General features: G+C 55.6%; 9 protein-coding genes. 1 reads left to right on the forward strand and 8 read right to left on the reverse strand.

The window, feature by feature from the left end; translation table 11 throughout:
* Positions 1 to 46 precede the first annotated feature (46 nt).
* From PKO01S_RS20905 to PKO01S_RS20940, 8 genes are all read right to left on the reverse strand, one after another.
* Complete coding sequence (locus PKO01S_RS20905) at positions 47 to 1,108, reverse strand: glycoside hydrolase family 53 protein (RefSeq protein ID WP_127533383.1); 1,062 nt, start codon at positions 1,106 to 1,108, stop codon at positions 47 to 49.
* A gap of 82 nt (positions 1,109 to 1,190) precedes the next feature.
* On the reverse strand, positions 1,191 to 2,069 hold the full coding sequence (locus tag PKO01S_RS20910; protein ID WP_127533384.1) for a carbohydrate ABC transporter permease: 879 nt from the start codon (positions 2,067 to 2,069) through the stop codon (positions 1,191 to 1,193).
* A 21-nt stretch (positions 2,070 to 2,090) separates the two neighbouring features.
* Positions 2,091 to 2,984 carry an ABC transporter permease gene (locus PKO01S_RS20915; protein ID WP_127533385.1) on the reverse strand — a complete coding sequence of 298 codons (894 nt, stop codon included), beginning with the start codon at positions 2,982 to 2,984 and terminating at the stop codon, positions 2,091 to 2,093.
* Between the two features lie 238 nt (positions 2,985 to 3,222).
* Positions 3,223 to 4,941 (reverse strand): type 2 periplasmic-binding domain-containing protein, encoded by a 1,719-nt coding sequence (locus PKO01S_RS20920; RefSeq protein ID WP_127533386.1) that lies wholly within the window; start codon positions 4,939 to 4,941, stop codon positions 3,223 to 3,225.
* Between the two features lie 107 nt (positions 4,942 to 5,048).
* On the reverse strand, positions 5,049 to 6,692 hold the full coding sequence (locus PKO01S_RS20925) for a response regulator (protein WP_127533387.1): 1,644 nt from the start codon (positions 6,690 to 6,692) through the stop codon (positions 5,049 to 5,051).
* Positions 6,689 to 8,470, reverse strand: a complete 1,782-nt coding sequence (locus tag PKO01S_RS20930; protein WP_127533388.1) for a sensor histidine kinase — start codon at positions 8,468 to 8,470, stop codon at positions 6,689 to 6,691. Before PKO01S_RS20930 ends, PKO01S_RS20925 begins: the two co-directional genes overlap by 4 nt.
* Before the next feature lie 257 nt (positions 8,471 to 8,727).
* Positions 8,728 to 10,443 carry an ABC transporter ATP-binding protein gene (locus PKO01S_RS20935; RefSeq protein WP_127533389.1) on the reverse strand — a complete coding sequence of 572 codons (1,716 nt, stop codon included), beginning with the start codon at positions 10,441 to 10,443 and terminating at the stop codon, positions 8,728 to 8,730.
* Positions 10,409 to 12,232: an ABC transporter ATP-binding protein gene (locus PKO01S_RS20940; RefSeq protein WP_127533390.1), complete on the reverse strand. Its 1,824-nt coding sequence runs from the start codon at positions 12,230 to 12,232 to the stop codon at positions 10,409 to 10,411. Before PKO01S_RS20940 ends, PKO01S_RS20935 begins: the two co-directional genes overlap by 35 nt.
* A gap of 212 nt (positions 12,233 to 12,444) precedes the next feature.
* Between PKO01S_RS20940 and PKO01S_RS20945 the strand changes: the two genes are divergently transcribed.
* Complete coding sequence (locus PKO01S_RS20945) at positions 12,445 to 13,377, forward strand: AraC family transcriptional regulator (protein WP_127533391.1); 933 nt, start codon at positions 12,445 to 12,447, stop codon at positions 13,375 to 13,377.
* Positions 13,378 to 13,407 lie beyond the last annotated feature (30 nt).

The following is a 13,407-nucleotide window of genomic DNA, read 5'->3' on the forward strand; positions in this document are numbered from 1 at the left end:
TCGTCTCACCCCGTGTCGTCGCTCGCTAACAACACCAAAAGTGTCGTTACAGCCTCACTACTTCTTTCAGCACCTCAAGCGTCTTCAGCTTGCGTCCCTCGAAGTCGAATAACGTTAGGTTCGACCAGTTGTTCGCGTGGCCGACGGACCATTCGTCTTTGGACGGAATCCAGCACGGCTCCCAGTAGTGGAAGCCGACGCCGCGGCCGTTCGGCGTTTCCTGTACAATCCGTATGAAGTCGCGCATATAGTCGGTTTGTCCCTGCACCGTCGCAGGGTAACCTTCATGCAGCTGTTCCTCGCTCGTCACAATGAACGACCGGCCTTCCGCAGGCTCGATCGTCCACGGATAAGCCGTCTCCACGACGACAATGTCTTTATCGTAACGAAGCGCCAGATCGTGCAGATTGCTCCGCAAATCATCTAGAGTACCGTGCCACCACGGATAAAAGGACAAGCCGATCGTATCGAATTCGACACCGAGTCTCGCGAACCGGTCGTAGAACATCCGGCACGTCTCATTATCGCCGCCCCGGTCGATATGGATCATTACATTAATGTCGGCATCTACCGCCTTCGCAGCCTCGATGCCCGACTTGACGAGTGCCGCGAATTGGGCCCACTGCTCCTCGCTGTTATATTCCTCGCCGCCAACTCGGCCGTCGTCCCATAGCATGCCAGGCGTAATTTCGTTGCCGATCTGCACCATGTCAGGCAATGTTCCCTGAGCCTGCAGCTCGGTCAATACCATCCGGGTATAGTCGTACACGACATGAATCAGCCCGTTGAAGCTTAAGCTCTCCCATGCCTTCGGCTTCGTCTGATGAGCCGGATCGGCCCAGACATCGGAATAATGAAAATCGAGCAAAAAGTGCAGTCCTAACGCCTTGATCCGTTTCGCCATCGCAAGCGTACGCTCCAGGTTGCAGAAGCCTCCCGGCGGGTCGTTCCAGATGCGCAGCCGTATCGTATTGACGCCATTATTCGCCATCATATACAGCAGATCGCGCTGCAGCCCGTCTTCATAGAATGCGCCGCCGCTCAGCTCGATCTCATCCAGAAACGATATATCCATCCCGTTCCAAAAAAACGCATTCGACCTGTCCATCCTGAAGCTCCTTCCGCACTTCCTAGTACTTCCCGGTACTTCTCAGCACTCTCGCTCTCTCCAACTCGCCTCACATCAACCTCTATTCTTTCACCGATCCAAGCACGAGCCCCTTCACGAAGAAGCGCTGCAGGAACGGATACACAAGAAGCACCGGCATTGCTCCGATAAAAATTTGCGCCGCATTGACTGTCTTCTGCGAGATGAGTGCAAGACTCGTCGGATCAAGACTCATGGAGCTAAGATCCCGAGTAATAATGACCGTCTGCAGGAACGTCGCCAGCGGAAATTGATGCGAATTCGTCGTATACAGCAAGCCGTCGAACCATGAATTCCAATGGAACACGATGCTGAACAATCCGAGCGTCGCGATCGCCGGCGTGGACACGGGCAGGAAGATCGCGAACAACGTCCGGAAATGTCCCGCTCCATCGATCATTGCTGCCTCCTGCAGCTCCTTCGGCACCGCGCGGAAAAAGTTCATCATCAGAATCGTCAAGTAAATGTTGACCGCGCCGGGCAGCACAAGCGCCCAGAACGAGCCAATCAGATGCAGCTTCTGCATGACGATGTAGAACGGCACAAGCCCTCCGTTGAACACCATCGCGAAGATGAAGAGCCAAGCATAGACCGAGCGGCCTTTGAACTCGCTATTTTCTTTTGACAACGGATAGGCCGCAAGGAACGCAAGCAGCAGAGTCAGCGCCGTGCCGATAACCGTCCGCTTCACCGACACCCAGATCGAGTGAAGAAACAGCGGATTATCGATCGTCTTCTTATAAGCCTCCGTCGTAAAATCAACCGGCAACAGCGACACCAGATTCGCATCCGCCGCCGACTTCGCGCTGAACGATACGGCAAGCACGTGGATAAGCGGAACGATACAGGCAATCGACAGAAGCAGCAGACCGATCGTGTTGAATACCGTGAAGACACGGTATGATAATGTTTTGTGGTACATGTCTCTCTCCCTCTCTCGTCGTTAGAAAATCCGATAGTTTGCCCACTTATACGCCGCACGGTAAGAGATGAAGATCAGCACCATGCTAATGACCGATTTGAACAACCCGATTGCGGTCGCGAAGCCCATATTGCCGCCGATAATGCCCGTCCGGTAGACGAATGTGTCAAGAATGTCGCCCGAGTCGTAGACAAGCGGATTGTACAAGTTGAAAATTTGATCGAAGCCCGCATTCAGTACGTTGCCGAGCGCCAGCGTCCCGACCACGATCGTAATCGGCAGCATCGCCGGGATCGTAATGTGGAGCGTCTGCTTCAGCCGGCTCGCTCCGTCCACCTCCGCTGCTTCATACAGCGAAGGATTCACGTTCGATAAAGCGGCCAGGAAGACGATCGCGCCATAGCCGAACTCCTTCCATATATCCGAAGCGACGACTGTGAACCGGAACCAAGAGCCGTCCATAAGAAACGGAATGGCGTCGAAGCCGACCGACTCCAGTATCCGGTTCACGAACCCTCCATCGGTGGACAGCACGTTCAACAGGATGCCGCCAAGAAGGACCCATGACAGAAAGTGCGGCAAGTAAACCATCGTCTGCACGTAACGTTTGAACAGTTCTTTGCGCACCTCGTTCAAGAAGATAGCGAAGGTGAAGGGCGCGATCAGATTGAAGATGATTTTGAGCATCGCGATGAGCAGCGTGTTCCAGATGACTTGGATGCTGTCCTCACGCTCGAACAGAAACCGGAAATTGTCGAGTCCGACCCATTCCGAACCGGTAATGCCCAGCCGGGGCTTGAAGTTCTGGAACGCCATCACGATTCCGCCCATCGGCAAGTAGCTGAATGCGATCAGAAACAGCAGCGACGGCAATACCATAAGGTGAAGCGGCCAGTATTTCTTAAGATGTGTCATACGAATGTTCCCCCTGCCTCATTGAGACGTACGTCAGTACGTCAGTATGTCTGCGTCTGTACGTCTTGAACTGAACCTCTATGCCTCAAATTATAGCAAGCGCTTCCGTGCGCTTAGTAGCTAACAAACCCAACATAAATGGCACAAATGCAATCACTTAAGGACGGCATTGATGAGCGGCTTAAAATAAAAAACCGTCCCCCAAGCCTCCTTCGGCTGCGGGACGGTTTCGTCCAAATTACTTATTCAAGTTCGCGTACCAAGCGTTTACTTCCTCGGTCATTTTGTCGCCGCCGGAGCTCTTCCACGTCTCGACGAACTTATCGATCGCATCCGCCGGCTTCTCGCCGTAGATGATTTCGTTGAACGTCTGCATCTCGATTTTTTTCAAATAGTCGAGTTTCGTCTGCATCGTTTCCGTCGACGGTCCCGTGTACATGTTCATGAAGCTGATGTTCGGCTGCCCCATGAGCACCTTCGCCGCTGCAGGCGTTTCTTTGCCGAAGTTGTTCTTCAGATCCTTCTCCATGCGAGTCGTTGCTTCCTTGCCGTTCGCAAGGCCCAGCAGCGCTTTCATCTGAGCGTCCGGAATACGCGCACCGTCACGAACGAGCAGGTAACGCACGGCATTGACGACGCCGCCTTGCACATTCTCGTCGCCGTATACCGGATTGCCGCTAGCGTCTACGTCATAATCGTAGCCTTTGAACAGACCGTTCTCGAACGGACCGCCCGGCTGAGGATCGGCGATGTTGTCGAACATATAGTTTTCATACGTGAACAGCGCTTCCGGATTTTTCATATCCTTGTTGATCAGGATGACGCCATTGGAGAACGGAGTGCCGTGGCGTCCTGCTTTGCCGTCCGGACCGGTCGGGAGCGAGATCGGCTTCCATACCGCATTCGGATCGTTCTTCGCCGTATCCTGCAGCGGCCAGCCGCTCATCCAGTATGGTCCTGGAATGATGCCTGCCGTGCCTGCAACCGCCGGCTCCGACGTCTTATTCTCATCCCAAAGCGCTGCTTCCTTCGGAATGAAGCCTTTCGTATACCATTCATTCAGCTTCGCAAGACCTTGCTTCACAGCTGGATTGATCGAGCCGTATTCGAGCTTGCCGTCAGCGCCGACGTTCCATTGCTGCGGAATCGTGCCATATGCGCCGAACAGCCAGGATGGATCGCCCATCCACGTGTTCATCGACGATTTGAAGCCGATGCTGAGCGGGATGACTTTGTCCGGGGACAAGCCGCTCGGGTTGTTGTTCTTGAACGCTTCCATCACTTTCTCAAGCTCATCGATCGTCGTCGGCGCCGCCATGTTCAGCTTATCGAGCCAGTCTTGGCGGATCCAGAGCAGATAGTCGTTGTTGTAGGCATAATCGAGAATCGGAATCGCCATCCTCTTGCCTTCACGCAAGTAAGGGTTCCAGACGTTCTTGTCTAGATCCATCGCTGTCTTCCACTTCTCATTCGCATACTTATCGAACAAGGCGCCTGCATCTTGGAACGCGCCTGAATCGATCAGATCTTGAATCAGCTGCGCATCCTCATTGCCGACGACGAGCACGTCCGGAAGCTCTTGTCCCGAAGTCATCGCCAGTCGAAGCTTCGTCGCGTAAGCGTTGTTCGTGTTCGTCACCGACCAGAGCGATTGGATATCGATGCCAAGCGTATCTTGGGCCCACTTGGTCGCGACGTTATTCTCGATCGTCTCGCCGTTCTTGAATTTAAGCGCCGGGTCGACGCCCCATACGGTCGTAATCGTAACCGGCGGATCGTACTTGTCTTTATAAGGGCTTGTTTCTTGCGCAGCGCCTTCATCGGTCTTCGTCCCGGTCTGTGCCGGTTGATCCGACGATGCGGACTTGTCCTCTTTACTGCCGCCGCAAGCCGCAAGCGTAATTATCATCACTAACGAAAGCGCGAGCAGCAATGCTATTCTGAATTTCGCTCTCATGGTGGACCCCCTTCATTTTTGTTTACGTTTTCATTATAGAATCGGGGGGCCGAGCGGCCTATGTCATAAATTGAACATTTCTGCACCTTATGCAACCTCTTCGATGTTTAGTCAGCGGCATCCCGGAATTCCTGCGGCGTCATGCCGTAATACTTCTTGAACATTTTGCTAAAATATTGCGGGTTCTGATACCCCAGCTCCGCTGTAATCTCGTAAATCTTCTTGTTCGTCTTCTTCAACATCGCGTGCGCCCGCTCCATCCGCATTCGGATGATGTAGTCGCCGAGGCTCTCGCCGGTGTCCGCCTTGTAGATTTTGGACAGATAGACCGGGTGCAAATATACCTTGTCCGCGATCGTCTTCACCGAAGTATCTTGGCCAAGCGTCTGCTCCACGATGTCCTGCACTTGCTTCACGAGATGCGTCCGGTTCGTCGAATCGGTCGCCGACAGCTCCGTCTCCAGCTTGCGCAGCATGCCGGACGACCAGCTCCTCAGCTTGTCGTGTGAATGAATCGCAGCACGGTCAAGCAACAGATCGAACGCCGAATGATCGATGTCCGATATGAACTGGCCGCGCTTATGCGCGCTGTACATGAACGCGTTCGTCACATACAAGAATACTTCGTACAGCTGTTCCCGCGAATAATTCGTCTGATGCAGCTGATCGAACATCTCGTCGATTTTGTCATTCGCGGCGACCCACTGCTTCGATTCGAGCAGATGCGCCAACGTCGGCGGCTTATGCAGCCAGTCCATCGATTTCGCCGGCTGCTCGCGTTCCTTCTCCTCATCGGGAAAAAGTACGGCAGGCGCATTCGGCCCCCGTTCCATCAGATAATAATCGCTCAGTACGCGCCGGTAAGCGTCCGGCACGCCTTCCGGGAATGTGAACCAACCCGACGCGATGCACGATGCCGCGCTCTTCAAATACGTATCCGCCTGCGCTTGGAACTTCTCCGCCGTTCGCTCGAGCTTCTCTCGGACGATCAGCGTCTGCTGTCCAGCTGCCACGGCATCAAGGCTTGCGCTATTCAGCTGAACGAACACTACGAGGCAATCATGCGGCGCCTTGCCGCACCAGACGCGGAACTCGCTGCCGAATACTTCCTCTGCGATATTCAACACCGCGTACTCGATGAGAGACGCCGACTGGCGGTCGCTGCCTTCGAACGGATTGCCGTATTGGATAAGCAGCAGCGCAGCCGTCTCCGACACGGCAAGCGGAATCTCGTACTGCTGCAGCTTGTTGTGCACGAGCATCGGCGCAAGCTGTTGGCCCAGAAGCAGATCGTGCAGCAGATGGGTGCGGAGCACCGCGTAATCCGACTTCATGTTATACATAAGGCGGTTGTACTTGTCTGCCGCCTCCCACTCCTCGCGAAGCGATTCCACCGCGCTCGATATGCTGGCGACGAATTCATCGTCATGGACCGGCTTCAAAATATAATCAGCTGCCTTCAGCTGAATCGCGCGGCGGGCATAATCGAAATCGGAATGTCCGGTCAGCAGCATGCAGCGAACATGCGGCCACTTCTCCGCAATCGTAGCGACGAGCTCCAGCCCGTCCATGCCCGGCATCCGAATATCGCTGACGACGATATCGATCTCTTGCTCCTCCAACAGCTGCAGCGCCTCTCGCGCTGACTCCGCCTGGTATACGGTACGAATACCGAGCTCGCTCCAAGGGATCGTTCTCGCCAAGCTCTCGGTTACGTAAGACTCGTCATCTACGAGCACAATATCGATCATATTGCCGTCCCCTTCTCTGTGTCGTTATCTTCCTGCTGCCTAGAGTCCGCAGTCATTGGTGCAGGCCATTGAAGCATGGCTTTCAATCCGCCTAGTGCCGAAGGCGCGAACGACAGTCCCGCTTCGTCGCCGAATTGCAGATGCATACGCTGGTGCACGTTCCATAGACCGCAGCCCATCTCCTGCTCCATCGGCTTATTCAGCTTATATTGCAGGGCCAGCATACGTTCCGCCTCCATACCCGCACCATCGTCCTCTACCGTTATCCGGTATACGCCGCCCTCGCATTCGCCCGTCACGACGATTCGCCCCGCATCCGCGCTCGATTCAATACCGTGAATGACCGCATTCTCGACTAGCGGCTGAAGGAACAGGGGCGGAATCTCCGCTGGACGCATGGACGGCGGTATGGAGACCGCAACCTCCAACCGCTTTCGCCGCAGCTTCTGAATTTCGAGATAATGATGGACAAAATCCAACTCTTCCGCCAGCGGCACGACATCCCGCTCCTGTCTGGTCGTATACCGGTAATAGGCTGCCAAGCTCTGGCTCATCGCCACGACCGCCTTGTAATCCTGCAGCTTCGCCATGCTGGAGATGAAGGAGAAACAGTTGTAGAAGAAATGCGGATTGATTTGCGACTGCAGCTGCTTCAGCTTCGCTTCGCGGACGCGAATTTGCTCGACGTATACTTTCTCGAACAGCTCTTGGATTTGCTCCACCATCAGATTGAACCGGGTGAACAGAAACTTGAATTCGGCTGCGCCTCTGCCCTTGTCGTCGAGACGGACGGAGTAATCTCCGCTGCGCAGCTTATGGAAGCTGCCAATCAGCCGCTTCACCGGCACCTGCACTTGCCCGTAGAGCAAGTAGGCGGCAAGGCAGCTCATGAGCAGCAAGCAGCTGACCGAGAAGTAGAACATCCGGTTCGATTGGTTAATCGGCTGCATGATTTCCGACAACGGCGTGTAGTCGATCAAATACCAGCCTGTCGTCTGCGACCGGACCGAATTCACGAGATACGACTGGCCGTTTAGTTCAACCGTTCTGCTGCCGATGCTGCTGCCGCCGCTTTCGATCTCCATACGCTCTACGAGCTGCCGGGCCAGCTTCCCGTCCGCTGTATGATTGAAGATCAGGCCCAGTCCGCTGGAGTAGTAGAACGGATCGTTCCGGCCCGAGCTTTTGAACTTATCGAGCATGTCTTGAATGTTGCGGCTGTTGAACCGGACCTCGATAATCGTGTTCGCCAGCTCCGGGTCCTCATAGGTCGAATAAGGCGATGCGGTGAACCAGCTGAACTGGAATAAGTCATCCGACAGCTTCTTTACCTGCCAGCCTTTTTTGACCCGCTGCTCCAGATCCGCCTCATCGTAACGCTTCGCATCATTAACCGATACGACGCGATGCATTGTCGGCGAATAGATGTAAAGGCTGCTTTTCCAATTGGACGAGCTTTCTTGAATAGCAAGCTTGGCCTGAATGCGCTTGACGAGCGAAATCGTATCCAGGTTGAAATATTCGCTGTTAATAAAAATGTCCTGGAAGCTCGCGATGTCCGGATCTTGAATGAGCAGATTCGGCCATAATGCGAGCGTATCGATATTGGTGTTCACTTGATTCTGGAAGAAAGCGAGCTGATTCTCGTTCGATTGGTTCAGCTCGGAACGAAGCACGTCGGTGCTCGTTTTGTTCGAATAGAAATAAAGTCCGATGATCGGAAGCAGCATGACGACGATCAACACGACGATTTTGGAAAACAGATTATATTTCGGCATCCGGTCCCTCCGCTAGGTGGCAGCTTAAACTTGATAGGTACCATTGTAGTAGACAACCGAACAACATGAAAGCGGTTTATTTAGGGGAACTGCAGGGGAAGGGGGAGGGGAACGTACAGCATAGAGCACAAAAAGCCCGGAAGCATCGACGCTTCCGGGCTCTGCAGGCCGTCTGTCTATTCATTGTTCACTACACGATATTCCGCCATATCCCCTGCCAGGTCTTTGCCCGCTTGATCCGCTAATCGCAGCTCAGGTTAGCTGCTCTGGAAGTCAGCTTGCACAAGACGGCGGTATAGCGTATCGTCCGCCATTAATGTATCATGCGTGCCTTGTTCGGCGACTTCGCCGTTCTGAAGCACAATAATCCAATCGGCATGGCGGATCGTCGACAGCCGATGCGCGACGACGACCGTCGTTCGGCCTGTACGGTCGGCCAGCAGGCAGTCCTGCAGGCGGCGCTCCGTCTCCAGGTCGAGCGCAGAAGTCGCTTCGTCCAGAATGAGCAGCTCCGGCTGCCGGAGTAATGCCCGCGCAATGGCTGTACGCTGCCGCTGCCCTCCGGACAGCGTGATGCCGCGTTCGCCGATGATCGTATCGAGGCCGTCCGGCAGGCTGGCGACCGTCTCGGACAGCTGGGCGGCGTCCAGCGCCCGGCTTAGCTCCGCCTCTGACGCCTCCCGTCCAAGAAGCAAGTTGGTCCGCAGCGTATCGTGCAGCAGGAACGGCTCTTGCTGCACGTAGGCGACTTTAGCGCGCCAATCTTCCTGACGCCAGCTCGTGAGGGGACAGCCGTTCACTCGAACTTCGCCTTCCGTCGGCTCATGAAGACCGGCGAGAAGAGCGGCCGCCGTCGATTTGCCGCTGCCGCTCGGACCGACGATGGCAGTCATTGCGCCGGGACGAATCTCGAAGCTGACTGATTTCAGCACGGGCATCCCTGCATCTGCTGCGTACGAGAAGGTGGCCGATTCGAAAGCCAGCTGTTCAAGTCCGGCAAGCGGCTCCGAGCCTTCCTCGACGGAAGGGCCTTCGTGAAACGCGCGAATGTATTCGGTATGCTTCAGATGGCCGGCGATGTCGGTACCTGCGACGAACAGCTCCTGCAGACTCGACAGCAGCTGTCCCGCGAACAGATACGCGACGAAGAACGCACCAGCGCTGATCTCTCCTTGCAGGCACAGCAGGCCGCCGAACACCAGCGCGCACAGCCGGATGCCCCATTCCAGAGGCGAGCCCGCTAACGTTCTCTTCGCGCGCAGATTCGTATCCTCCCGCACTCGCGCGGCGTAGACGTCAAAATGGCGGTCATACCGTTGTTTCTCCCAAGCTCCGCGATGATAGGCCAGCACTTCCCGCGTGCCGGACAGCCCCTCCTCGAGGCAGATGCCCAGCGCATTCCGCGCTTCCCAGAGCCGCCCCGACATTTGTTTCATTCGTCCCGCAAAGTAACGGCTTAATGCTACATATCCCGCAGCGGCAACAGCGCACGCCGCGAACAGGAGCGGATGGACCCATAGCAGGAAGCAAGAGAAGATCACGGCCGCGGCGCCGGTCCGCACGAAGACGAACAGCCGATCCGAGAAGGCGAATGCCACCATATGGGCGTGATGCAGAAACAGACCGATCAGCTCGTTCGTCCGTTCCCGCTGCAGCCGGACAAGCGGAAGCCGGTCGGCCCGCTCCAGCAGCTTGCGGGACAATCTTAGTCGAATGCCAGCGTAGTTGTACAAAGAGACAACGGGGCTGACGTAGACCAGCACCGCATGGACAAAATACAGCCCCGCCATGGCGTATATAATGGTTTGCATAGCGTGCTGTACGTCGCCTGACAGCAGGCCGTTCAGCAGATTGCGCTGCAGCGAGCTGCCGATCAGATCGGCGGCAACCTGCAGCGCCGTCAGACTCGCCACCAGCGCAAGCAGCCAGCGGCGCGCCTTAACGTGCGGCCAGATCCATCGCAAACTGTGCATCGTGTTTTCCCCCTTCTTCGTTGTTCATGCCCTCGACAAGCCGGGTGAACGCGCCGCCCCGCGACAGCAGCTCCTCGTAAGTTCCTTGTTCGACAATACGCCCGTTCTCCACATGGACGATGAGGTCGTAATCCTGAATCGTTGAAATCCGGTGCGCCACCGCGACGATCGTCCGGCCGTGCGCCAGCTGGCGCAGCGCTTCTGTTACCTCGCGCTCGCTTTCGTTGTCGAGCGCTGAAGTCGCTTCGTCCAGCAGAACGATCGCCGGATTGCTCAGCAGCATCCGGGCGATCGCGATGCGCTGCTTCTGCCCGCCGGAGAGAATGACGCCGCGCTCGCCAAGCGGTGTATCATAGCCTTGCGGCAGTTGCTCGATGAACGTGTGAGCGGCGGCCTTTCGGGCAGCTTCGACGACCTCATCATCGGTGGCGTCTGGACGGCCGAAGCGAATGTTCTCGCGTACGCTGAAGCCGAAGAGATACGTTTCTTGAAACACGATACCGATCGTTTCGCGCAGGACGCCGAGCGGCCAATCGCGGATATCTAAGCCGTCGATCACGATCCGTCCGTAAGTAGGATCATAGAAACGCGGGATCAGCTTCAGCAGCGTCGATTTGCCGCCGCCGCTTGGTCCGACGAGCGCGATACGTTTGCCTGCCGGGATAGATAACTGAACATCAGTGAGCACAGAAGGACGGCCTTCGTAAGCGAACGAAACATGGTCTAACATAATGCTTCCATATACGGTCCCTATAGGAGAAACATTCGGCGAATCGGCGATCATGGGCGCGGTGCCCATCAGGTCGTACAATCGCCGCATCTGATGAATCAGGATACGTTGCTCGGCCAACAGTGAGATGGTCTGCATCATGTGGCGCATACCAAGCCCGTGGTACAGCAGAAACGCGGCCGCTGCGCCGACGGACAGCTTGCCAGCCGGAACGGCGTATATGGCATACAGTAGAGCGGCTAAGCTTCCGGCGTAAAAAGACAACGTACGCGCACTTTGGCGCGCATTGATCAGCTTATAGGTTCGCAGGAACAGCCGGTCGTTCTCCGCCATCCGCTTTTCCGTACGCGCATTAGTCCAGCGCTCCGCGCCGTTCGCCCGCAATTCCGCCTTGCCGGACAGTGTCTCGTGCAGTGAACCATAAAGCCGGACACGCTCGTCTGCCCATGCTCTACTGGCGCGTCCCATTGCCCGCTCGATGAACGGTCCTGATGCATAGAACAATAGAATGGCCGGCACGGTCATAAGAAGCATGATCCCGCTTGTGCTAGCCATACAGAAGAGCGCGAGAACAGTGAATAGGCTGTTGCGAATAAGACCGGGAAGCAGCTTGCGGTAAAAATCTTGAAGTGCGGCCGTCTCCGACTGCAGCAATCCAAGACTCTCACCGACGGGATGCGTCTCGAAATACGAGAAGCCAAGCGAGCGGATTTTGGCGAATAGTCCGAACTGAATATTGGCGGCGATTCTTTCTTGCATCGGTCTGCCAATCGCTTCTTGCGCGATTCCCGCTCCTATCGCCGCGAAGGGGAGGGCAATGAGCCAAGGCAGAAGCTGCAAGAAGCGTGCGCGGTCACCTGCAGGGACGATGTCGTCGAGGACATACTGCACGACTTTGGGCATAACAAGCTCAGCACCTGCCATGATGAGTCCTGCTAGCAGGACGAGCAAGAATCGAGACATGTAGGGCTTGAGCCAGCTTGTCATCCACCGGTAAATGCGCAGCGACTCGCCCAGCGATAGTGCTTCCTTATTCTTTGTCTTATTGAGATCTTTCATGGCAGTCTCCCCCAATGGATGATGTTCCCGCGAAAGCAGAGCTTACGGCTAAGCAAAGCCTCACTGATCCAATGTAGGGGAGCGGAGGGGGAACTGTCTTGCCCGTTCTTGCGAACCGTTTAACGATTCTTGCGAAACCATTGTTCTCCAATTAAACTATTTAATGATTGGTATACGTTCCTTGAACTACTACTAGAAAGCTGGTGATCTTCTTGTCCGCTTCCTCGCTGCCGCATAGCCATATCATCAGCGTACAGCGCGTTGTCAGCTATATCGAAAAGCATCTCGACGAAGAACTAACGATCGAGCGTCTGGCTGCGGTCGGATCGTTCTCGCCGTTCCATTTTCATAGGCTGTTCTATCAAGTGATGAACGAGAATGTCGCCGGCTTCATCCGACGGCTGCGGATTGAGAAGGCCTCGAAGCTGCTGGTCTTTCACCCGGATCGGACGATTAGCGACATTGCACTGGAATGCGGCTTACAGTCGCCAGCCCATTTTGCGCGCGCGTTTCGTGAGCTGACGGGCTTATCCGCAACTGAATTTCGAAAGCGCTCTAATCCAGGCGTTCTCGTCGGTCTATTCGAGCAAAGCTATGATGACGAAACTGGACTGCAATCGGAACGGTTTCAACTGCTGCGCGAGAAGTTTATGCGAATGCAGGTGCGGCTGGAGCGTCTCCCGGAGGAAACGGTCTATTATCGGCGTTTCATCGGAACGCTGGACCTGAGCACGCGTAATAATGTCGAATTAGAGGACCATTTCCGGTATGTGGAGGGGTGGCTGAAGGCGAGGGAAATGGCAGACGATGAGCGCAAATATATCGGCATCGTTCTCGACGATCCGTACGTCACACCGCCGGGCCGGCATCGGTACGACGCTTGTATCACGGCGAGCCGCGATGCTGCGGCGGAAAGCGGCGTCGACCGGCAGACCCTGCCCGGCGGGCTGTACGCGACGGTCCATTTGATCGAACGGCCGGAGTTCATTTGCGACCTGATCTACCTGATGCATATTCAGTGGCTGCCGGGCAGTCCCTATACGTGGGATAACACTCGACCGTCGTTCGAATGGCTCCATGAGCCGGATAGCTGGAAAGACGGGGAGGAGCGAGTTACGTTTTATTTGCCGGTGAAGGCGAGATGAGGATGTTGCGTCATGACAAAAAGTCCGGAA

The sequence above is a fragment of the Paenibacillus kobensis NBRC 15729 genome, from assembly GCF_004000825.1.
GTDB classification, from domain to species: Bacteria; Bacillota; Bacilli; order Paenibacillales; family Paenibacillaceae; genus Paenibacillus_T; species Paenibacillus_T kobensis.